At 64.4% G+C, this 21889-nt stretch carries 23 protein-coding genes; 12 read left to right on the top strand and 11 right to left on the bottom strand.

The annotated features are described in order from the left end of the window. The first annotated feature begins 244 nt into the window (after positions 1–244). From Q0L25_RS00840 to Q0L25_RS00830, 3 genes are read left to right on the top strand one after another with little or no spacing between them, the layout of a single operon-like run. Positions 245–1879: a nitrite/sulfite reductase gene (locus tag Q0L25_RS00840; RefSeq protein WP_296611031.1), complete on the top strand. Its 1635-nt coding sequence runs from the start codon at positions 245–247 to the stop codon at positions 1877–1879. Further along, entirely contained in the window at positions 1872–2297 is a 426-nt protein-coding gene (locus Q0L25_RS00835) for a DUF934 domain-containing protein (RefSeq protein WP_296611030.1), read from the top strand. The genes Q0L25_RS00840 and Q0L25_RS00835 overlap by 8 nt, the downstream gene beginning before the upstream one ends. Further along, on the top strand, positions 2290–3048 hold the full coding sequence (locus Q0L25_RS00830) for a phosphoadenylyl-sulfate reductase (protein ID WP_296611029.1): 759 nt from the start codon (positions 2290–2292) through the stop codon (positions 3046–3048). Before Q0L25_RS00835 ends, Q0L25_RS00830 begins: the two co-directional genes overlap by 8 nt. Positions 3049–3161: 113 nt before the next feature. On the opposite strand, the gene Q0L25_RS00825 is transcribed toward Q0L25_RS00830, so the two are convergent. Continuing rightward, positions 3162–4670 (bottom strand): replicative DNA helicase, encoded by a 1509-nt coding sequence (locus Q0L25_RS00825; protein WP_296611028.1) that lies wholly within the window; start codon positions 4668–4670, stop codon positions 3162–3164. Positions 4671–4753: 83 nt separating this feature from the next. Between Q0L25_RS00825 and Q0L25_RS00820 the strand changes: the two genes are divergently transcribed. The 3 genes from Q0L25_RS00820 to Q0L25_RS00810 are packed head-to-tail and all read left to right on the top strand — an operon-like array spanning position 4754 to position 6347. After that, positions 4754–5236 (top strand): UPF0262 family protein, encoded by a 483-nt coding sequence (locus Q0L25_RS00820; RefSeq protein ID WP_296611027.1) that lies wholly within the window; start codon positions 4754–4756, stop codon positions 5234–5236. After that, positions 5236–5907, top strand: coding sequence for a GH25 family lysozyme (locus tag Q0L25_RS00815; RefSeq protein ID WP_296611026.1), 672 nt, complete (start codon positions 5236–5238; stop codon positions 5905–5907). Before Q0L25_RS00820 ends, Q0L25_RS00815 begins: the two co-directional genes overlap by 1 nt. Next, entirely contained in the window at positions 5904–6347 is a 444-nt protein-coding gene (locus Q0L25_RS00810; RefSeq protein ID WP_296611025.1) for a cytidine deaminase, read from the top strand. The genes Q0L25_RS00815 and Q0L25_RS00810 overlap by 4 nt, the downstream gene beginning before the upstream one ends. A gap of 24 nt (positions 6348–6371) precedes the next feature. Here Q0L25_RS00810 and Q0L25_RS00805 read toward each other — a convergent pair whose 3' ends face one another. Next, positions 6372–7061, bottom strand: a complete 690-nt coding sequence (locus Q0L25_RS00805) for a hypothetical protein (RefSeq protein ID WP_296611024.1) — start codon at positions 7059–7061, stop codon at positions 6372–6374. Positions 7062–7157: 96 nt separating this feature from the next. On the opposite strand from Q0L25_RS00805, the gene dcd reads away from it, so the two are divergent. Further along, complete coding sequence (gene dcd, locus Q0L25_RS00800) at positions 7158–7712, top strand: dCTP deaminase (RefSeq protein WP_296611023.1); 555 nt, start codon at positions 7158–7160, stop codon at positions 7710–7712. A gap of 296 nt (positions 7713–8008) precedes the next feature. Here dcd and Q0L25_RS00795 read toward each other — a convergent pair whose 3' ends face one another. From Q0L25_RS00795 to Q0L25_RS00780, 4 genes are all read right to left on the bottom strand, one after another. Continuing rightward, positions 8009–8437 (bottom strand): biopolymer transporter ExbD, encoded by a 429-nt coding sequence (locus Q0L25_RS00795; RefSeq protein WP_296611022.1) that lies wholly within the window; start codon positions 8435–8437, stop codon positions 8009–8011. 29 nt (positions 8438–8466) lie between these two features. Beyond that, positions 8467–8946: a biopolymer transporter ExbD gene (locus tag Q0L25_RS00790; RefSeq protein ID WP_296611021.1), complete on the bottom strand. Its 480-nt coding sequence runs from the start codon at positions 8944–8946 to the stop codon at positions 8467–8469. A gap of 90 nt (positions 8947–9036) precedes the next feature. Then, positions 9037–9828 (bottom strand): MotA/TolQ/ExbB proton channel family protein, encoded by a 792-nt coding sequence (locus tag Q0L25_RS00785; protein ID WP_296611020.1) that lies wholly within the window; start codon positions 9826–9828, stop codon positions 9037–9039. Between the two features lie 79 nt (positions 9829–9907). Continuing rightward, positions 9908–10588, bottom strand: a complete 681-nt coding sequence (locus tag Q0L25_RS00780) for an energy transducer TonB (RefSeq protein ID WP_296611019.1) — start codon at positions 10586–10588, stop codon at positions 9908–9910. Between the two features lie 218 nt (positions 10589–10806). On the opposite strand from Q0L25_RS00780, the gene Q0L25_RS00775 reads away from it, so the two are divergent. Continuing rightward, the gene (locus Q0L25_RS00775; RefSeq protein WP_296611018.1) at positions 10807–11655 is read left to right on the top strand and encodes a hypothetical protein; all 849 of its coding nucleotides are present in this window, start codon (positions 10807–10809) and stop codon (positions 11653–11655) included. A gap of 71 nt (positions 11656–11726) precedes the next feature. Here Q0L25_RS00775 and Q0L25_RS00770 read toward each other — a convergent pair whose 3' ends face one another. Further along, complete coding sequence (locus Q0L25_RS00770) at positions 11727–12098, bottom strand: dihydroneopterin aldolase (protein ID WP_296611017.1); 372 nt, start codon at positions 12096–12098, stop codon at positions 11727–11729. A 163-nt stretch (positions 12099–12261) separates the two neighbouring features. Between Q0L25_RS00770 and Q0L25_RS00765 the strand changes: the two genes are divergently transcribed. The 4 genes from Q0L25_RS00765 (at position 12262) to Q0L25_RS00750 (ending at position 15222) form a co-directional block, all read left to right on the top strand. Next, positions 12262–12774, top strand: coding sequence for a GNAT family N-acetyltransferase (locus Q0L25_RS00765; RefSeq protein ID WP_296611016.1), 513 nt, complete (start codon positions 12262–12264; stop codon positions 12772–12774). 119 nt (positions 12775–12893) lie between these two features. Then, positions 12894–13460 (top strand): DUF1285 domain-containing protein, encoded by a 567-nt coding sequence (locus Q0L25_RS00760; RefSeq protein ID WP_296611015.1) that lies wholly within the window; start codon positions 12894–12896, stop codon positions 13458–13460. Next, positions 13457–14050 carry a CoA pyrophosphatase gene (locus Q0L25_RS00755; RefSeq protein ID WP_296611014.1) on the top strand — a complete coding sequence of 198 codons (594 nt, stop codon included), beginning with the start codon at positions 13457–13459 and terminating at the stop codon, positions 14048–14050. Before Q0L25_RS00760 ends, Q0L25_RS00755 begins: the two co-directional genes overlap by 4 nt. Continuing rightward, a complete protein-coding gene (locus tag Q0L25_RS00750) occupies positions 14038–15222 on the top strand; it encodes a CCA tRNA nucleotidyltransferase (RefSeq protein ID WP_296611013.1) in 1185 nt (394 codons plus the stop codon). The genes Q0L25_RS00755 and Q0L25_RS00750 overlap by 13 nt, the downstream gene beginning before the upstream one ends. On the opposite strand, the gene Q0L25_RS00745 is transcribed toward Q0L25_RS00750, so the two are convergent. The 4 genes from Q0L25_RS00745 to Q0L25_RS00730 all read right to left on the bottom strand — a co-directional run bounded on the left by Q0L25_RS00745 (position 15198) and on the right by Q0L25_RS00730 (position 21883). Then, positions 15198–16790 carry a bifunctional diguanylate cyclase/phosphodiesterase gene (locus tag Q0L25_RS00745; RefSeq protein ID WP_296611401.1) on the bottom strand — a complete coding sequence of 531 codons (1593 nt, stop codon included), beginning with the start codon at positions 16788–16790 and terminating at the stop codon, positions 15198–15200. The two genes, Q0L25_RS00750 and Q0L25_RS00745, sit on opposite strands and share 25 nt — an antisense overlap. A 247-nt stretch (positions 16791–17037) precedes the next feature. Continuing rightward, positions 17038–19287, bottom strand: coding sequence for a DNA topoisomerase IV subunit A (parC, locus tag Q0L25_RS00740; protein ID WP_296611012.1), 2250 nt, complete (start codon positions 19285–19287; stop codon positions 17038–17040). 63 nt (positions 19288–19350) lie between these two features. After that, complete coding sequence (locus tag Q0L25_RS00735) at positions 19351–20082, bottom strand: hypothetical protein (protein ID WP_296611011.1); 732 nt, start codon at positions 20080–20082, stop codon at positions 19351–19353. A gap of 34 nt (positions 20083–20116) precedes the next feature. Continuing rightward, complete coding sequence (locus Q0L25_RS00730; RefSeq protein WP_296611010.1) at positions 20117–21883, bottom strand: chloride channel protein; 1767 nt, start codon at positions 21881–21883, stop codon at positions 20117–20119. Positions 21884–21889 lie beyond the last annotated feature (6 nt).

The following is a 21889-nucleotide window of genomic DNA, read 5'->3' as shown; positions in this document are numbered from 1 at the left end:
AGGCGCTAAGAAGAAAGAGTGTTTTTTCGCGCGGAGGCGCGGAGGACGCTGAGGTGTCTCGCTTGGCTGCGGCAGCAGCCTTTCACTTTCCGCGAGCGGGAAGTGAGGGCGCGCCTTCGCGCGCGCTAACTCAGCGTCCTCTGCGCCTCTGCGCGAACCAAATCTTCGTGTCTTCGCGTCTTCGTGCGCGAAAAATCTCCGCGCCTCCGCGCCTCCGCGTGAACCAGATCAGGGCCACCCACTGATGTACCGCTACGACAAATACGATCAGGCGATCGTCGACGCCCGCGTCGAGGAATTTCGCGACCAGGCACGGCGCCGGCTCGCCGGGCAGTTGACGGACGACCAGTTCAAGCCGCTGCGCTTGAAGAACGGCCTCTATCTCCAGCTCCACGCCTATATGCTGCGCGTCGCCATCCCCTATGGCACGCTCGACAGCCGCCAGATGCGGATGCTTGGACACATCGCGCGCAAATACGATCGCGGCTACGGCCATTTCACCACGCGCCAGAACATCCAGTACAACTGGATCAAGCTCGAACAGGCCGCCGACATCCTCGCCGAGCTCGCGACGGTCGAGATGCATGCTATCCAGACCAGCGGCGAAAGCATCCGCAACCTGTCCTCGGACCAATATGCCGGCGCCGCGGCGGACGAAGTCTGCGATCCCCGGCCCTGGGCCGAGCTGATCCGGCAGGCGACGACCTTCCACCCCGAATTCAGCTATTTGCCGCGCAAGTTCAAGATCGCGGTGACGGCCGCCGACGAGGATCGCGCGGCGATCCGCTTGCACGACATCGGGTTGAAGCTGGTCAAGAACGACGCCGGCGAGCTGGGCTTCGAAGTCTATATCGGCGGCGGCATGGGCCGGACGCCGTTCGTCGCGCCGCTGATCCGGCCGTTCCTGCCGGCCGACGATCTGTTCAGCTATATCGAGGCGGCGCTGCGCGTGTGGAACCGCAGCGGGCGCCGCGACAATATCCACAAACAGCGGATCAAGATCCTGGTCCACGACCTCGGCCAGGAGGAATTCACGCGCCAGGTCGAGGCCGAGTGGCAGCATATCCTGCAGAACGGCTCGAACGTGCCGCGCGAGGAATTCGACCGCATCGCCGCCTATTTCGCGCCGCCGCCGTTCGAGACCGGATTGAGCGACGCAATCGACCGCAGCGATCCCGATTTCGCTCTGTGGCTCGACCAGAACGTCAAGGCGCACAAGGCGCCGGGCTATGCCATCGTCAATATCAGCCTGAAGCCGGTCGGCAGCATCCCCGGCGATGCCACCGCCGAGCAGATCGAACTAATGGCCGACCTCGCCGAGCGCTACAGTTTCGACGAGCTGCGCGTGACGCATGCGCAGAACATCGTCCTGCCGCACGTGCGCAAGGCTGATCTATACGCGCTGTGGCAGACGCTCGACGCGGCTGGGCTGGCGACCGCCAATCTCGACCTGATCAGCGATATCATCGCCTGCCCGGGGCTCGATTATTGCAGCCTGGCCAATGCCCGTTCGATCCCGGTCGCGCAGAAGATCGCCACGCGCTTCGCCGATCTCGGCCGCCAGCGCGAGCTTGGCGAGCTGAAGCTCAAGATCAGTGGCTGCATCAACGCCTGCGGCCACCATCATGCCGGCCATATCGGCATCCTTGGCGTCGATAAGAAGGGCACCGAGAATTACCAGCTGCTGCTCGGCGGCTCGGGCGCGGAGGATGCCAGCCTCGGCAAGATCACGGGTCCGGGCTTCAACGAGGACGGCATCGTCGACGCGGTCGAGCGCGTCACCGACAAATATCTCGAGTTGCGCGACGAGGGCGAACGCTTCCTCGACACCTATCGCCGCGTCGGCTTCGATCCGTTCAAGGAGGCAATTTATGGGTGATCCGTTGCGCTTCCGCGACGACGATCCGGCCGAAGAACCCGCGGTCACGCTCGACGCCTTCCTCGACCAGTCGAATTCGTCCGCGGTGCGGCTCGAAGCGGGCGAGGACGCCCGCGCTTTGCTGCCGCACCTCGATCATATCTCGCTGATCGAGATCGATTTCCCGCGCTTCCGCGACGGGCGGGGCTATTCCTCGGCGCAAATCCTTCGCGAGGCTGGATACAAGGGCGAGCTTCGCGCCACCGGCGACGTGCTGGTCGACCAGATCGACCATATGCGCCGCTGCGGCTTCGATGGTTTTGCCCCCAATGCGCCGATCGATCCGGCAGTGCTCGAGGCCAGTCTCAATCGCTACAAATACCGCTACCAGACCGCCGCCGACGGCGCTGTGCCGGTGTGGAAGCTCCGCCATGGGTGAAGCGCTGCGCAAGATCGACGTGATCGACACCTCCCCGGCCTTTACCCAGGCCGATGCGGACGCGCTCAACGCGCGCTTCGCGGGTGCCGACACGCTCGACATGCTGAAGACACTGTTTGCCGAAGGGACACTCGGCAACACGGCAGTGGTATCGTCTTTCGGTACCGAGAGCGCGGTACTGCTCCATCTGATCGCCCGCGCCAACCCGGCGACGCCTGTGGTGTTCGTCGACACGCTCAAAATGTTCCCGGAAACGCTTGAATATCGGGATCTCCTGATGGCGAGGTTCGGACTCAGTGACAGCCGGACGGTCAAGCCCGACCCGGCCGTGCTCGCGGCCAAGGACGCGCAGGAATTGCGCTGGTCCTACGATCCCGACGGCTGCTGCGAGATCCGCAAGGTCGAGCCGCTGAAGCGCGCCAAGGCGGGGCTCGACAGCTGGATTTCGGGTCGCAAGGCGTTCCAGTCGCAAACCCGCCAGAACATCGCGCGGTTCGAGGTCGAGAACGGCCGGCTCAAGGTCAACCCGCTGGGTGACTGGGTGAAGGCCGACCTCGAGGCTTATTTCGCCGAACACGATCTGCCTCGCCATCCGCTCGAGGCTGACGGTTATCCCTCGATCGGCTGCCAGCCCTGCACGTCGAAAGTGCTGCCGGGCGAGGATCCGCGCGCGGGTCGCTGGCGCGGGTGGGAAAAGACCGAATGCGGGATCCACGTGCCCGAGAAACCGGGCGAGGAACCGGTATTCTGAAGATCGTCGCCCCTGCGCAGGCCGGGATCTCGGACAATATTGCCTTTCGCCCCCATAACTCGTCATCCCAGCTTACGCTGGGGTGACGATCTGGCTTTTGCCGGGGTGCCGGATCATTCGTAATCCGGGCTCGAATAGTCCCCGGCATAATCACTGAACAACGTATATTGCGGCTCGAACCGCAGGATGACCTTGCCGGTCGATCCGTGGCGCTGTTTCGCGACGATCAACTCGGCCAGGCCATGGACGCGCTCCATTTCCTGGCCCCAGCGCGTGTAATCCTCAAAAACCTTGGCGTCGTCGCCATCGACCGGCTTCTTGGGCTCCTTGGCCGCGACGTAATAATCCTCGCGATAGACGAACAAAACGACGTCGGCGTCCTGCTCGATCGATCCCGATTCGCGAAGATCGCTCAATTGCGGACGCTTGTCCTCGCGGCTTTCGACCTGTCGGCTGAGCTGTGACAGCGCCAGCACCGGTACGTTCAAATCCTTCGCCAGGGTCTTGAGCCCGCGACTGATTTCCGAAATCTCTTGCACGCGATTGTCGCTGGCGCGCGCGCCGCTGCCCGACAGCAATTGCAAATAATCGACCACCACCATGCCGATGCCGTTCTCGCCATGTCGCCGCTGCAGCCGCCGCATGCGCGTATGAAGCTGGCCGATCGTGAGGCCCGCGGTGTCGTCGATCACGAATGGCAGGTTTTGCAATTCGCCGGCGGTCACCACTAGCCGATCCATGTCGGCTTGGCTGATCTTGCCCATGCGCAGTTCCTGACTCGAGATGCGCGATTGCTCGGCGAGCACGCGGGTTGCCAGCTGGTCGGCCGACATTTCGAGGCTGAAGAACGCGACCTTGGCGCCGATCCGTTGCTTGGGATCGATCCCGTCCCGCTCATCCTGCATGTAGCGCTGCGCCGCGTTGAACGCGATATTGGTGGCGAGCGAGGTCTTGCCCATGCCCGGTCGCCCGGCGAGGATGATCAGGTCGGAGCGATGGAAGCCGCCCATCTTGGCGTTGACCGAGCTGAGCCCGGTGGTCACGCCCGATACACCGCCGCCCGAATTGAGCGCACGGTCGGCCATCGCCACTGCCAGGGTCGAGGCCTGGGCAAACGTCTTGACCGACGCCTCGCTGCCACCGTCGCCGGCGACCTTGAACAATTCCTCTTCGGCCGCTTCGATCTGCGCGCGCGGGTTGACCTCCTGCGAAGTGTCCATCGCCTTGTCGACCAGGTCGCGTCCGACCCCGACCAGGGTGCGCAATAGCGCAAGGTCGTAGATCTGCTGGGCAAATTGCCGCGCGCCGATCAATCCCGCACCAGACCCCGTCAACCGCGCTAGATAGCCCGGCCCGCCCAGTTCCTTCATCGCCGGATCGGCCTCGAACATCGGACGCAGGCTGACTGGCGTCGCCGGCATCTGGGCGTCGACCATCTTCTTGATCGCGCCAAAAATCCGCCCATGCAGCGGTTCGAAGAAGTGATCGGGGGTCAGCTTGTCGATTTCTTCGGCGATGCGATTATCGATCATCATCGCGCCGAGCAAGGCGGCCTCCGCCTCGACATTTTGGGGGAGCGAGGGCGTCTCCGCCCCCGGCAAGGAATGAATCGCTGTCGCCATGCCCCCCTTCTACGCCACTCCTCCGTCGGCACAAAGCCAGCTGCGCTGTGGATAATCGCATTGGATGGGGATAAGCGCGGTCCGTGGCGGACCATCGCATCAAGGACATTACGCTCGACGACCGCACGATCGTGTGGCGAAGCGCCGACGTCGAGCAGGAACGCCGCATCGCGATCTTCGACCTGCTCGAAGACAACAGCTTCCGCCCGTTGCGCGACTATCCCGACGCTTATGCCGGCCCCTATCTCCTCCATCTCGCGGTCGAAGAGGGGCGACTCGTGCTCGCGCTGTCACGCGAGGACGGCTCGCCGTTGGAAACCCTGATCCTGTCGCTCGGAACGCTCAGGCGCCCGATCCGGGATTATTTCGCAATCTGCGACAGTTATTACGAAGCGATCCGCAACGCTACGCCGCAGCAGATCGAGACGGTGGACATGGCCCGGCGCGGGATCCACAATGATGCCGCCGAACTCCTGAAGGAGCGGCTGGGGGGCAAGATAGAGGTCGACTTCAACACCGCGCGGCGGCTGTTCACGCTGATCTGCGTCCTGCACATCCGCGCGTGATGCGGCGGCTGGCACTGCCAGTCGGGCTGGGCGTCGCGTTGCTCGCGCTGGCCGGCGCGCTTTATCTGGCCGCGCTGGGATGGCGACCATCCGCCAGCGACTATCAGTTCCAGGGCGTCGACGTCTCCGACGCCAATGGGGCAATCGACTGGAATGCGGTCAAGGCGGCGGGCGCCGATTTCGCCTATGCCCGCGCGACCCAGGGCGGCGACCGCGACACGCGGTTCGAGGACAATTGGCGCGGCATCGCCGAGGCAGGCATGCGCCGCGGCGCGATCCACGCCTGGTCGCTGTGCCGGCTGGCGACCGATCAGGCGAACAATTTCAACACGACGGTGCCAAAGGCGGATGATGCCTTGCCGCTGGCGGTGGCGATCGACTTCGTCGACGGGTGCAACGACCGCCCATCACGCGATGTCGTGCTGGAAGAGCTCAGGCGGTTCATCGTCATGGTCGAAGCGCATACCGATCGGCCCGTGCTTTTGCTCGTGTCGAAGCGGTTCGAAGCGAATTATGACGTGACCTCGGCGCTAGACCGCCCCATCTGGAGCGCGCAAAACTTCTTCCCGCCCGATTATGCCGCACGACCCTGGCGGATGTGGCGCGCGAGCGACATGCGGCGGGTCGATGGGGTGGAAGGGCCGGTCAATTGGGACGTAGTGACGAAATGAACGATGCACAGACGGCCGAACGGCTGGTCGAGGCGGCGCGCGATGCGGCGGCCAATGCCTGGGCACCCTATTCGAACTTCTCGGTCGGCGCGGCGCTGTTGATGGCAGATGGCAGCATCGTCACCGGCGCCAATGTCGAGAATAGCAGTTATGGCCTGTCGCTCTGCGCCGAGACGGTGGCAGTGGCGAAGGCGAGCGCGGACGGCCGGATGCGCGATGTCGTCGCGGTCGGCGTCGTCGGCGGGATGACGGGCGAGCATGGTGTCGAGCCGATCCTGCCGTGCGGCCGATGCCGGCAGATCCTCAACGAGGCGGCGCAGGCCGGCAAACGCGACCTCAAGGTCTGGTGCTCGGGGCTGACGGGCGGTCCGATTGCCGAATATACTTTGTCGGACCTCCTTCCCCACGCTTTCGGCCCCGCCAATCTCGGAATCGCCTGACGGCCCGCACGTTCACGCCGCGATTTACCGCACCATCCGCGTCACCTTGCCGTCGGCGTCGCGCAGCTCGACACTCGGAACCCCATCCTTGCCGACGCCTAGGGTCAGCCGCGGCCGTCCCTGCGGGTCGCTGAGGATCAGCGCGACGCTGCCATCCTCGCTCCGCCCAAGCCATGCCCGCCTTGCGTTGGTCAGTCCGGCGCGCGCGATCATCGCGTCGCGCTCCGGCCCCGGTTGCATCGCGCGTAACCGCAAGCCCGCGGCGATATCCATCGGTGCATCGGGGCGATCGTTGACCACCAGCCCCGCGCGGCGATCGGGGCCGTCCTCCGTGCTGACCAATTGCAGCGTCTGGTCCTGATGCCAGCGATCGAAGGTCAGGCTGCCGCCATTGGTCGGCTTGCCATTCTTCATCCCGCCGTCGAACACCAGCCCGCCATTCTCATCGCCCTGGTCGTTGTAGAAGATCATCCCAGCCTCGGTCCGGTTGGGATGGGGATATTCCTTGCCGCCAATGATGATGCCGGGGATCTGCGCGTGATTGGCGATCGCCAGCCTCAGCGTGCCGTCGGGTTCGCGCACATTGATCCGCTGGACGTCGATCGTGTCGAACCTGGTGGGGCCGGGCGCCACGGCGGCCAGCGCCAGCCACGCCGCCGCCAGGGTCATTACCGCTGCATAGCCGCCAATCGCGCGGGAGGGATCGATCCGCATTCCATCATCTCCATGGATTTCGCCGGCGCCCGATATCGCGCCTCTTGCCCGCCGGCTCTATTGCCGCGAAAGCTGGTGGAGAACAGGGAGTAGAGAATGTCGATCCTTTCCGACCGCTGGATTCGCGAGCAGGCAACGCAGCACGGCATGATCGAACCGTTCGTCGAAGCGCAGCGGCGCGAGGGATGCATCAGCTACGGCCTGTCCTCCTACGGCTATGATGCGCGCGTGGCGGACGAATTCAAGATCTTCACCAACGTCGATTCGGCGACGGTCGATCCGAAGGATTTCGCCGCCAACAGCTTCGTCGACCGCAAGACCGACGTCTGCATCATCCCGCCCAACAGCTTCGCGCTGGCCCGCACGGTCGAATATTTCCGCGTGCCTCGCGACGTGCTGGTCATCTGCCTGGGCAAGTCGACCTATGCGCGCTGCGGCATCATCGTGAATGTCACGCCGCTGGAGCCCGAATGGGAAGGCCATGTGACGCTCGAATTCTCCAACACCACACCGCTGCCGGCCAAGATCTATGCCAATGAAGGCGCGTGCCAATTCCTCTTCCTGCAGGGCAACGAGCCGTGCGAGACGAGTTATGCCGACCGCGCGGGCAAATATATGGGCCAGCGCGGCGTGACCCTGCCGCGGCTTTGAGCGGGTCGCCCGCCGGTCGAGCAAGGTTCGGACGCATTAACGGCGGACGACACGCAGGATAGCTGCCGGAATGCCGATGAATGTTGCTCGGTCTATTCCCGAACCGGCAACGGCGATCGAACGCGCTGTCCAATTGGACTAACCTGGCAACGCATTTTCAAATGACATGCGGCAGCCATTGCGGATCGAGGCCATGATCAAGCCATCCAGGTCATCAGCGAGCAATCGTGGAACAAACGAAAAGGGGCGACCGCTTGCGCGGCCGCCCCTTTCGACGAAACCGATACCCGAAGGCGTCAGAATTCGTTCGCGTATTGCTCGTTACCGATGAAACCAAGCTTGCTGATTCCCGAACGCTTGATGATCGCCAGGACCTTGTCGACCTTCTCGTAGCGCGCGTCCGGCATGGGCTGGAAGTGCAGCTCCGGTTCGGGCTGGATCTGCAGGGTTGCCTGCAGATATTGGTCGAGTTGTTCGTCGCTCGTCACCGGCGTGCCGTTCCAGGTCACATTGTCGTTCGCGTCGATGATGATCTTGTTCTTCTGCGCGTCGACAGGCGGTGGGTTGTTCTGGTTGTTGACCGGAAGGTCGACCTTCACCGCGTGCGTTTGGACCGGGATGGTGATGATGAACATGATGAGGAGCACGAGCAGGACGTCGATCAACGGCGTCATGTTCATATCCATCATCGGCGAGCCATCATCCTTGCCGCCACTCATTGCCATGATTCAAAACTCCTGAGCTAGCGGGCCGATTAGGACGCCGAACCGTCGCGGGGTGGCGGTTGCGAGATGAAGCCGACCTTGATGAAGCCCGAAGACTGCATCGTGTAGATCGCCGCGCCGATGCACTTGTACGGGACGTCGACGTCGCCGCGGATGTGCACTTCGGGGATCTTGTCGGGATCGATCGGACCAGCCGCCTTCAGCCGCTCGATATCCGCCTTCATCTTGGCCGTCGCCTTATCGAGCAATTCCTTGTGCCCCATCCGAGTCAGGCCCCAATAGACGGCGCACTGGCCGGCATCGTCCTTGACGATCGAGAGCGACACGTTTTCCGGCTTGGTCTGCGTCGGGTCGAAACGAACCTCCGGCAGCTTCAGCTTAACATTCTGCACCACGACAGGAACCGTGATGATGAAGATGATCAGGAGCACCAGCATGACGTCGACGAGCGGCGTCGTGTTGATGTCCGACATCGGCGTTTCGGAGGAGCCTCCGGTGCTAATAGCCATTAAGCATTCCTATCCTTGCTTCGTGCCGTCCGGGCCAGGGCCCGAACGTCTGGCGGAACAGGGCACCGCGCCCGTTCCGCCACCACGTGCTTACGGCTTGGTGGTAACGCCACCCGCCTGACCGGCGGTCGTCGTCGCCGGCTTGGCCGGCGTCGTAGCGGCCGCCTTGCGCACCGACACGCTGGGCTTCACCGCGCCGTTCGACGCGAGGTAGCCGAGAACGTCGTTACCGAACGCGCTGAGCGCTTCCTGGATCGCCTTGTTACGACGCTGCAGGAAGTTGTAGCCGAGCACCGCGGGAACCGCGACGACGAGACCGAAGGCGGTCATGATCAGCGCTTCACCGACCGGACCCGCGACCTTGTCGATCGAGGCCTGACCAGCGGCGGCGATGCCGAGCAGCGCCTTGTAGATGCCGACCACGGTACCGAACAGACCGATGAACGGCGCGGTCGCGCCGACCGTCGCGAGGAAAGCGAGGCCGCCACCGAGCGCCGAGTTGATCGTGTCTTCCGACCGCTGCAGCGAACCGTGCAGCCAGTCATGCGCCTCGACCGGATCGGTCAGCTTGGCATGCTGTTCCTGCGCGGCAAGGCCGTCATCGACCAGCTGCTTGTAGGCCGAGTTCTTCTCGAGCTTGGCGGCGCCTTCGCGCAGCGAGTTCGAGTTCCAGAACGTGGCGCGCACGCGACGGCCCTGGTTGATGATCTTCTGCTGCTCGAACACCTTGGTGAAGAAAATGTAGAGCGTGAAGAACAGCATGACCAGCAGGATGCCGGCGGTGGCATAGGAGATGGCGCCGCCGTTGTTCAGCGCGTTCCAGAAGCCGAACTGTTCCTGGGCCGCACTGGCCGCACCGGCGTTAAGGATGGAGATGCTCATTCGGATGCTTCCTCTAAAAATATCGTCTCAAGATATAACCCGGCCGGCGCCCGGATTACCGGACGCCGGCGTGAAAAAATCATTCGTCCTTCAGCGTCCAGCGGATGCCGGGCAACGTATAGCTGTAAGGCTGCGCGTTCCCTTCCGTATCCTTCTGCACGGTGAAGCGGCCACGACGCTGCGCGAGACGGCAAGTCGCGTCGTCGAGCGACGAGTTGCCGCTCGATGCGGTCACGCGGCAACCGGCAACCTTGCCCGAAGTATCGATGCTAAGCAGCACCGAAACGCGGCCTGAGGCGCCAGCGCGCTTGGCGTCGGCAGGATAATCGTCGTCGGTAAACCAGCTGCCGGGATTGCCCCTCGGCCCGCCCTTTACGGCGACGGGCTTGGGCGCCGGCGGCGCGGGCGGCTGCGGCGGCACGACCGGGGCCGGCGGCGTCACCGGGGGCGGCGGCTGCGGCACGTTGGTCGTCGCGATGTTGACCGGCGACGGGACCGGCGGCGTGATCGGCGGGATCACGACCTGGGTCGGCGGCGGCGGCAGATTCGGCTGGTCCGGCGGCGGGGGCGGCGGCTTGTCCGGCGGCGGCGGCGGTGGCGGCGGCGCCACGTCGAACGCATTCAATTTTTCCGCTGCCTTCTTGGCGAAATCAACCGCCAAGCCGGTCACGAAAGCATAACCGAAGCCCGCAACGATCAGCGAAACGATGATAATCGCTACGATACGGCTGCCGGTTGTATCACGATCAGCATATGACATTCAGAAACCCAACTCCTTCGTGTCCGACCCGCGAATATCGCCGGACGTTAACCGTTCGGCAACGAACCCCTCGGCTAGCGCCAGATCGGGCAGAGCGCGAGTCTCTATCGCCCCGTCTGCGACGACGCAAACGCTTTGTCGGGCGCAACAAACGTACAATCGCAGCATGGCAGAATTATTTCTGTAAAGGAACGTTCTGATCGCCTAACTCATTCGACATGTCACGCGTTCCCATGACCCGCTTCCTCTCCGTTCTGCTCATTGCCGCCACCGCTCCGGTGCTACCGGTGTCAGCTACCAAGGTTGCACCGCCGCCGCCCGTTTACCGTTATGCCGATATGGCTGATCTGGCGACTAAGGCGCCGGTGGTCGTGGACGCCACTATCACCGACGCTGCGAAGATCAAGCCGACGGAGGCGGCGGGGCTCGCACCGGGTCATGTTCGCTATTACCTGACGGTCACGATCAATGCGCTGGTCCGCGCGCCGGGGGGGTTGCCGCCTGAGGTCGGCTATCTCTACGACGCGCCGCTCGACGCCGCCGGCCGGGCGCCCAAGCTCAAGAAAATGCGCGTAATTATCTTTGCGCGTACGGTCGCCAATACCCCCGACCAGCTCCAGTTGGTAACCCCGGACGCGCAGTTGCAATGGTCGCCGCAGACCGACGCCACGGTGCGCAGACTGGCCGCCGATCTGGTGTCGCCAAAGGCGCCGCCGGCGATCGTCGGCATCTCCAACGCGTTCCACGCCGCGGGCGTCCTACCCGGCGAAGGCGAGACGCAGATCTTCCTCAAAACGACCGGACACCCAATCTCGCTCGGCATCCAGCGCAAGCAGAATCAGGCGCCGGTATGGACGGTATCGCTGAGCGAAGTGGTGGAGGACGCCTTGCCGCCGCCGCAACGCGATACGTTCCTGTGGTACCGCCTGGCGTGCGGCCTGCCGGTCGAAATACCAGCCGACACGTTGAGCGGACTCGACCCCGCGGACGCCGCGGCGGTCCAGCAGGACTATGCGCTGGTCAAACAGGGTCTCGGTCCCTGCCGTGCCGGAGCGAATCCGTCCTGACGGATTCGCTTCGCATTCCTTCTGCCGCGATTTCCGAGCCACAGATTGCTCCAATCGACTTGAAATCGCTCCTAGCGGCGGTGGCGAACCAGGGTAATCCCGATCGATTCGCCGCCTTCGGAAATCGCTAGCTTGACGATCTTCACCTCAACGCGGGCGACACGCTTGTCCTGCAGGAACAATGTCTCGCAGATATGGTCGGCGACGCCCTCGATCAGTGTGAAGTGCACGCCCTCCGGCAGCGATTTGGTCGCAGCGTGTTTCAAATCGAGATAATTTTTAGACATTGAGAGCGGCGATTCGGGAGCGAATCGGCCCGGCAGGTCGAGATCGACCGTGATCGAGACGCGCAACGGCTGGGGAAGATGCGTTTCCTCGGAATAGATCCCGGTCAGCACCATTACCTCGACATCATGCACTTCCAGTTGCAGGCGGTCTTCCAAGTCGCATTATCCCATCTAAGGAGCGCGCCCCTGCCCGTCCCGACGCCGGCGATCAACCCCTTGCGGTGGCGCGACCTGAGCATTCGCCTTGTATTCAGCCGGGATGCCGATAAAGCGCCCGCCCCCGGGCGTGGTGCCCGCGCGTTCGAGGAGATTCCGCCAAGTGACCGATTTCGTGCCGATCAACGCCGTCGATCCCGCCGCCGTCGAGGCGTTGCTGGACCGCGCGTTCGGCCGAGACCGTCACGGTCGCACGGCCTATCGTCTACGCGAAGGCATGGATGCGATTCCCGAGCTCAGCTTCGCGGCGATCGAGGACGGCGTGCTCGTCGGCACGATTCAATGCTGGCCGATCGCGCTCCGAGGCGATGACGGCAGCGTCCACGCGCTCGTCCTGGTCGGCCCGGTCGCGGTCGAACCGTCGCGTCAGCGCGGCGGGCTGGGTAAGGAACTGGTCCACCAGGCGCTCGACGCCGCGCTCGAACTCGATCTCGACGGCGCGATGATGCTGATCGGCGACCCGGAATATTATGGCCGCTTCTGGGGATTTTCCGCCGAGGCGACCGCTGGATGGCGCCTGCCGGGGCCGGTGGAGGCGCATCGACTGCTCGCGCGCGGACGGGATGTACCCGCAATCGCGGGAGAATTGGGGCCGCGCGTCGGTGCCGTGGTCTGACGTTATGAGAGCGGCAAGTGTCGCTCCCCGTTCGAATATGGTTACGAGCGGGTTGGAGTCATGAGACGGCTGCCGCTCGAGGTTGCGGCCCGCCACCACCTGCCCTAGCGGTCATTTGCATGCCGATGGCCCCGCCTCCCGATCTTGCCAGCCTGTCGCTCGCCGACGTCGCGCGGCTTGTGGCCGAGAAGCGCCTGCCTCCGGTCGAGCAATGGAATCCCGGCCATTGTGGCAATAGCGACATGCGGATCGCGCGCGACGGGACGTGGTTCCACATGGGCTCGCCGATCGGTCGGCAGGAAATGGTGCGGCTGTTCGCGACCGTTCTGCGCCGCGAACCCGATGGCGGTTACGTGCTGGTCACACCGGTCGAGAAACTCGACATCGAGGTCGAGGATGCGCCGTTCGTCGCGGTCGAAATGAAGGCCAAAGGCGAAGGCCGCGACGCCGCGCTCGCCTTTCGCCTCAACACCGGCGAGCTGGTCGCCGCCGATTTCGATCACGCGCTGCGGTTCGAGCAAGGCGAAGACGGGACACGTCCCTATCTGCACGTTCGCGGCGGGCTGGAGGCGCTGGTCGCGCGCTCGGTTTATTACGATATAGCAGAACGCGCATTGTCGGGCGACGACGATCCGCCGGGCGTGTGGAGCAACGGCGCCTTCTTTGCGCTGGAGGCCGGCGCATGACGACGCTCGCCGAGCGGCTGCGCGTTGCGCTCGACCATGTCCACGAACCCGAATTGCTCCCTGGCGATCATCCCGGCGTCGCGATCGATGGGATACGCATGCCGGCCGCCGTGCTGGTTGCCGTCACCGATCGGCCCGAGCCCGGTCTGATCCTGACCCAGCGCACCGAAAGCCTGCGCCGCCATGCCGGCCAGGTCGCCTTTCCGGGTGGCCGGATCGATCCTGGCGATGCGGACGCCGCCGACGCGGCGTTACGCGAGGCAGAGGAGGAGATCGCCCTGCCCCGCGCCGCCGTCACCTTGGTCGGCGAGGCGGACCGTTACGTGACGGTCACCGGATTCGAAGTGATTCCGGTGGTCGGTGTGATTCCGCCCGATCTCGATTATCGCCCCAACGAGGCCGAGGTCGCCGACGTGTTCGAGGTCCCGCTCGCCTTCGTACTCGACCCCGCGAACCAGGTTCGCGCCAGCGCCGAATGGCAGGGCCGGACGCGCTATTTCTACGAAATCCTCTGGGGCGATCGGCGCATCTGGGGAGCGACGGCAGCGATGCTGGTCAATCTGTCGCGTCGGCTGCGATGGGCGGTATGACGTTTCTTCCCCCGGCGGACTGGCGCGACCGCCCCGGTCTGGCCCGATTGGTCGCCGCCCTCGGCGCCGGCAAGGCGCGGATCGTCGGCGGCGCGGTGCGCGACACGCTGTTGGGGATCGAGACTGCCGATATCGATCTCGCCACCCCGCACGACCCACGCGCGATAATCCAATTGCTCGAAGCCGCCGGGATCAAGGCGGTTCCCACCGGGATCGACCACGGCACGATCACCGCTGTGTCGAGCGACGAAGTGTACGAAGTCACCACCTTGCGGCGCGACGTCACCACCGACGGCCGGCGCGCGACAGTCGCCTTTACCGACGATTGGCAGGAGGATGCGGCGCGGCGCGATTTCACGATCAATGCGCTCTATGCCGATCCCGCAACCGGCGAGATCCACGACTATTTCGGCGGCATCGACGACCTCGAAGCGCGCCATGTCCGGTTCATCGGCGACCCCTATCGCCGAATCGCCGAGGATCATCTGCGTATCCTGCGCTTCTTCCGCTTCCTCGCGCGGTTCGGTGATATCGCCGACCCGGACGGCTTGCAGGCCTGTACCGAGCGCGCCAACGACTTGATGGCGCTGTCACGCGAGCGCATTGCCAACGAATTACTGCGCCTGCTCGTGGCACCCCGCGCGGTAGAGGTCGTGGCGCTGATGATCGAGCGTGGCGTGTTCGTTCCCGTCTTGCCTGAAATCGCCGACGTCACGCGTTTCGCCGATCTGGCAAGAAGAGAAGCCGATAGCGGAATCGTTCCCGATCCGATCCGTCGGCTGGCCGCATTGCTGCCCGCCGATCCCGCCGTCGCGGCGAGCGTCGGCGCGCGGCTGAAGCTGTCCAACAAGCAACGCCAGCGGCTGGAGAGCGCGACGCTGCCGGTCGATGCCGACCCGCACGCGCTGGCGTATCGGCTAGGCACCGAGCTCGCGGTCGACCGGCTGTTGCTGTCGGGGGGCGATGCCGCCGCGATTCGCGACTGGCCGCGTCCAAGGCTGCCAATGTCGGGCGGACAGCTCGTCGCGAAGGGACTGAAGGCCGGACCCGACGTGGCGAAGACGTTGCGGGCCATCGAAGATCGCTGGATCGCCGAGCAATTTCCCGATGCCGAGCGCGTCGCGGCAATTACTGACGAGGAAATCGCTCAGAGTCTGGACGCGATGAGATAATCGTACGCCTCGTCGGCTTCGAGCGGCTTGGCATAGACGAATCCCTGACCGTAAGTGCAGCCCAGGGCCGCCAAGGTCTGCGCCAACTCGTTGGTTTCGATCCCTTCCGCGGTAGTTTCCTTGCCGAGCGCCTGGGCCAGGCTGAGGATCGCGCGGACGATCGCCACCTTGTCGCGGTCGGCGAGCATTCCGGTGACGAAACTGCGGTCCATCTTGAGCACGTCGATCGGCAGCTTCTGGAGATAGGCCAGGTTCGAATAGCCCGTGCCGAAATCATCCATCGCCAGGGTCGCGCCCAAGCTCTTGAGCTGATGCATAGTCTCGGCAACCCGCTCCGGATCGGAGATCAGCGCGCTTTCGGTAAGTTCGAGCGTGAACCGGCCACCAGCCAGCCGATTACGCCGCAGCGCGTCCTCGACCACTGGCGCAATGTCGTCTCGCTGCAACTGGATTGCCGACAAATTGACCGCGAAGCGGACGCCGCTGTCGCCGCCAGCCCGAATATCCCAGGACCGTAACGTCCGCGCCGCTTCGTCGATCGCCCAGCGGCCTAGCGGGACGATCAGCCCCGATTCCTCTGCGACCGGAATGAAATCGGCCGGCGAGTATTCGTGACCGTTCTCGTCAGTCCAGCGCGCGAGCGATTCGAACGCGACGACCCGTCCGGTCGCGAGGTCGCAGATCGGATGATAGGTGAGCCGCATCGCGCCGTTCTCGATCGCGCGGCGCAGCTCGGTTTCGATCCCGAACTGCTCGCGCGCGATATCAAGCGCCTGGGTCTGATAATATTCGGCCTGGCCCGAGGTCTTCGAGCGTTTGACTGCAAAATGCGCGTGGCGGATCAAGTCCTCCGAATCCTCCACTGCATCCGAGCCGAATGCGATACCGATCGAGCACGACACGCGTATCTCGAAATCCGACATGCGGAACGGGGTGGCCAGCGTCTCCCGGATCCGACGCACGACCTGTTCCGCCTCCGCTTCGCTTTCTTCGAGCGCGAGCAGGATACCGAATTCGTCGCCACCGGTGCGCGCAAGCATGTCCGATGCGCGCAACGCGCCCTTGAGGCGGCGCGCCAGCGTGATGAGTAACTCGTCGCCCGCCATCGACCCCAGACAGGCATTGACCCGGCTGAACCGGTCGAGATCAATGATCAATACGGCATAACGTGCGCCGCCACCTTCGACGATCCGCTCTTCCAGCGATTCGCTGAAGCCACTGCGATTGGGCAGACCAGTCAGACTGTCGGTGATCATTTCACGGCGCAGATTGCGCGCGGTCCGCAATTCGCCGGTATGATCGACCAGGGTGACGAAGCAATAAGACGAGGCCGGCGAGCGCCGCGCCAGGGTGACGCGGAAATGACGGCAATCGACCGCGTCGCCGAATTCCCAGGCAAAATCTTCTCGCGCCGCCTCGCCTGACAGGAACGCGTCGACGCGCTGGCCCAGAGCATCGAGCAACGGGGATTCGCTTCCGACGCTGCCCAGCCCCGCGACACGAAACGCACGATTGACGGCGCTAACGACAACGTCGCCATCCGGTCGGCCAACCAGCGCCAAGGGCACCGGGATCAGCTCAATAGATGTCGCGATCCGTTCGATCTCTTCGGGGCGCAACACGACGGCCGCCGGGTCAGCGGGCACGGTTTTAGCGACCTTCGCGCGAGACAGTCCGAGCGCCATCGCACCCCGCTTAGGACGGATTGGTTAAAGCGTACTGAAGCGTCCCAGACTTTCAGTGACTTGCGGACGGCCAGCAAGACGCCAATCGGAACGACCTTCCTCCCCTCTCCCGCCAGCGAGAGGGGTATGCTTAGAACCTGTTGTCACGCGGGAACCCGGTCGGCGGCATGCGCCCCGCGGCTCCGCGCGCGGTGCGCCAGGGCTGCAAGTCGGTCTCGGTCCGCGTCCGGCCGCTTTCGCCGCCCATCGCCCAGCTCAACCCCTCGGCAAATTTGAACGTGATCGCATCCGACAGCCCGCCGTCGCGATAGCGCTGCAACTGCACGCCCTGGCCCTTGGCCAGTTCAGCGACTTCCGACAACGGGAAGACCAGCATCTTGCGGTTGTCGCCGATCGCCGCGACATAATCGTCCTCGCCGGCAATCGGCCGCACGATCTTGAGCTTGGCGCCGGCGCGCGGCGTCACCACCGCCTTGCCCTTGCGCGTCTCGGCGATCGCGTCGGCCGCCTTGAGCACGAAGCCGCGTCCATCGGACGCCGCGACCAACAATTTCTCGGCTTCGCTCGCGCGCAACAGTGCCGCGATCCCAACCTCGCCGTCGAGGTCGATCATCAGCCGTACCGGTTCGCCGAAGCCGCGCCCGCCGGGGAGCTTGTCGGCTGCGAGCGTGTAGAAGCGTCCGGTTTCGGCGGCGAGTAGCAACTTATCGGTGGTCTGCGCATGGAAGGCGAAGCGCGGACCGTCGCCTTCCTTGAACTTCATTGCGTCGGCCGACGCGAGTTCGACATGGCCCTTCATCGCGCGAATCCAGCCGCGCTGCGACAGGATCACCGTGATCGGCTCGCGCTCGATCATCGCCTCCAACGGGATTTCGCGCGCTGGGGCGGCTTCCTCGATCAGCGTGCGGCGGCGACCGAGCGCGGTCTCCGGGCCATAGCGGTCGCGCACCTTGGTCAGGTCCCGCTTCAGGCGCGTGCGCTGGCGGGCGTCGCTCGACAGCAACAATTCGAGTTCGGCCTTTTCCTTCTCGAGTCCGTCGCGCTCCTTGCGCAGCTCCATTTCCTCGAGCTTGCGCAAGCTGCGCAACCGCATGTTGAGGATGGCTTCGGCCTGCCGGTCGGTCAGCTCGAACTCGGCAATCATCACCGGCTTGGGCTCGTCTTCTGTGCGGATGATCTCGATCACGCGGTCGAGATTGAGATAGGCAATGATATAGCCGTCGAGCAGCTCGAGCCGATCGGCGATCTTGCCGAGCCGATGTTGCGAGCGGCGCCGCAGCACGATGAACTGGTGGTCGACCCAGGATTGCAGCGCTTCCCTGAGGCTCATCACCCGCGGGGTGCGCGTCGCATCCAGCACGTTGAGGTTCAGCGGTATGCGGGTTTCGAGATCGGACAGCCGGTACAGGCTCTCGATCAACGTGTCCGAATCGACCGTGCGGCTGCGCGGCTCAAGCACGATGCGCAAATCCTCGGCGGATTCGTCGCGCACATCGGCCAGGATCGGCAGGCGCTTGTCGTTGACCAGGTCGGCGATGCCCTCGATCAATTTGCCCTTGGACACGCCGTAAGGGATCTCGGTCACGACGAGGTGCCAGCCGCCGCCCTTTTCGTTGACGCGCTCGATCTTGGCGCGCGTGCGGAACGAGCCGCGACCGGTCGCATAGGCCTCCGCGATCGCCGCCGGGCTGTCGACGATTGCGCCCCCGGTCGGCAAATCCGGGCCCTTCACATAATCGAGCACGTTGGCATTCGGATTGTCGATCAGCGCGATCGAGGCGTCGAGCAACTCGGCGGCATTGTGCGGCGGGATACTGGTCGCCATGCCCACCGCGATCCCGGCCGCGCCATTGGCGAGGAGATTGGGGAACGCGCCCGGCATCAGCTCGGGTTCCTGATCCTCGCCGTTATAGGTCGGCCGATAGCCGACAGCGTCCTCGTCGAGCCCGTCCATCAGGTCGGTAGCGACCTGAGTCAGCCGCGCTTCGGTGTAGCGATAGGCAGCGGCGTTATCGCCGTCGATATTGCCGAAATTGCCTTGCCCGTCGACCAGCGGATACCGCAGCGAGAAATCCTGCGCCAGGCGGACCATCGCGTCATAGACCGAGGCATCGCCATGCGGATGATATTTGCCGATGACGTCGCCGACCACGCGCGCCGATTTCTTGTAGGCGCCATTGGGGTCCATCTTCAGCGACCGCATTGCCCAGAGCAGCCGGCGATGCACCGGCTTCAATCCGTCCCGGACGTCGGGCAACGACCGCGCCGTGATCGTCGACAGCGCATAGACGAGGTAGCGTTCGCTGAGCGCGCTGTCGAACGGCGCGTCGAGCACGCCCACTTCGGGATTGTCGGGAAGGTCGGTCGTCTCTGATGCCATCCGAAAGCGGTTAGAGCCTATTTGCCCGCGAGGAAATATCGGGAACGAAGAAGGTGTGGATCGCTAACGAACCAGTCCCGGATGGTTGATCGATACCCAGCAGCTTCGTGGCCGGCGAACACATCTGTCGGGCGCATCACGGAGTTCGATGCCCATTGCCGCACCAAACCACTTCTTGGCGGTCAACTGGTCATAACTTTTTACGATCCGCATCGATCGCCGGTCGACCTCGTAAGCCCGGAAAGTGCCGAAGCTGTCGCAGTTGCTGTGCGCCACGATTTCCCCGACCACGATCAATCGCGCCGAGCCAGCCAGCCATTTGAGCGCGGCAACATTGGGCTCTTCGGGCCAGCCACATTTGACCGGGTGACCGAAAGCACGAACGATTAACCGCGACAGATCGCGCACCTGCAATCCCTTGGCACCACGCGCGAAAACCACCGTGCGAAAAAGACCGTTCGCTCCCTGGTCGCTGGTCGTGACGGCGAAAGCCCGCGAGTCCGGCGCCCAAAGCAGCTCCGACGCGACACCGGGTCCGATGTCGACGTGCCCAGATCCCATACGTCCCGCCACCTGCAAGATGACCGCGGGCTCGCCTTTGCGCTCGACGTAACGAACCGACACGGTCGTCGCTCTGTCAGGCGACTTTAGCCTCAATGGCGGGCGGTTGATGCCTCCGGCAATGCGCTCCCAAATCGGTTGGGCGGCGCGTGCATAGAGTCCATCCGCCGACCCATTTCCAATCAGCGGTATCATGCCAACAAGCAGGACTGAGCGAAGCACGATGCGGCGCATGGCCGATCCTAGCACGCCGCGGCGCGGCCGCCAGCTATTGTGACGCAGCTCCGCGTTTGCGCTCGAATTCCGCACGGCGGCGCTCGCCGCGCGCCTTGAGTAGATCGTGGCGCGACAGGATGCCGACGACCTTGCCGGTATCGGGATCGACGATCGGCACGCGGCCGATTCCGGTTTCGACCATCAGGTCGGCGACCTCTCCGATCGGCGAGTGACGATAGGCCATCGGCTGCGAGGCGTCGGACAATTCTTCGGCGAGCGGCGTATCGTCCCGACCGCGCTCGGCCTGCCAGCGCAAAGCGTCGGCGCGCGAAACCATTCCGAGCAGCTGGTCGTCCTTCCCCACCACCGGGTACGAACGGTGCATCGCATGATCGGCAAAGAAAGCGACAACGTCGCGGATCGGCATGTCGCCCGGCAAGGTCTCGGGTTGGGGCGTCATGACCTGCTCGGCCTGGAGGAAATCGAGCGGATCGACCGTATATTCCTGCAGGATGTGACGCCCGCGGCGCGCGATCTTCTCGGTCAGGATCGAGCGACGCATGATCAGCACGCTGACCGCAAAGGCCCCGACCGACGCCGCGGTCATCGCCGGCAGATCGGTGAAATGCCCGGTCACCTCGACCGCGAAGAAGGCGCCGGTCAGCGGCGCGCGCATCGCGCCACTCATGATCCCGGCCATCCCCGCCATCGCCCAGAAGCCGGCCGGTCCGGGCAGGAACTGACCGAGCGCGACCCCGAGCGCGCCGCCCAGAATCAACAACGGTGCGAGCACACCCCCCGACGTTCCCGATCCCAGCGCGATCAGCCACACGATCGCTTTCACCACCAGCAGGACGAGCACGACGCGCAAAGTCATCGATCCGTCGAGCAAAGCCTGGATATTCGAATAGCCGGCGCCGAGGACATGCGCGTCGATCAACCCGCCCAGCCCGACGACGATACCGCCGAGCGCGGGCCACCAGAACCAATGGACCGGCAGGTGGTGGAAAAGATCCTCGACTTTGTAGAGCGCGACCGAGAGCAACGCCGCTTCGAGGCCGGCCAGAATTCCGGTTACGAGCGACCCCGAAGCCGCTTGCCACCAGTCGAGCGCGAAGGCCGGGAATGGAAAGAGCGCGCCCGAACCGAGCAGCATCGGGCGGCAGGCGAAAGACATCAGCACCGCGGTCACCACCGGTACGAAACTGCGCGGCTTCCATTCGAACAGCAGAACCTCGATCGCCAGCAGGACGGCAGCGAGCGGCGTACCGAAGATGCCGGTCATGCCGGCGGCTGCGCCGGCAACGAGCAAGGTCTTGCGCTCGGCGGCGCTCAGCTTGAAGCGCTGCGCGAACAAGGATCCGATCGCACCGCCGGTCATGATGATCGGGCCCTCCGCGCCGAACGGCCCGCCGCTGCCGATCGAAATGGCCGAGGAAATCGGCTTGAGGATCGCAACGTTCAGCGACAGCCGGCTCTCGCCGTAGAGGATCGCCTCGATCGCCTCCGGGATGCCGTGCCCCTTGATCTTCTCCGACCCGAACCGTGCCATCAGCCCGATCAGCAGCCCGCCGATCGCCGGGATCGCCACCGTCAACAGGCCCAGATGCGCGCCGGTGATATCTGCGGGAATCGCCGACAATCGGCCGAACCAGAACAGGTTGGTCGCGACGGCGATCAGGCGAATCAACAGCCACGCCCCCAACGCCGCGCCGATCCCGACCGGGATAGCCGCGGCGGTCAGCATGATCATGCGCAGATCGGCGCTGTGATCGCCTAAAGGACGCGCCTTGTCGGCGGACGTGAAATGGAGTGACATGGCGTC

It is taken from the genome of Sphingomonas sp., assembly GCF_024508665.1.
Classification (GTDB): domain Bacteria; phylum Pseudomonadota; class Alphaproteobacteria; order Sphingomonadales; family Sphingomonadaceae; genus Sphingomonas.
This window is presented reverse-complemented; position numbering and strand designations above follow the sequence as displayed.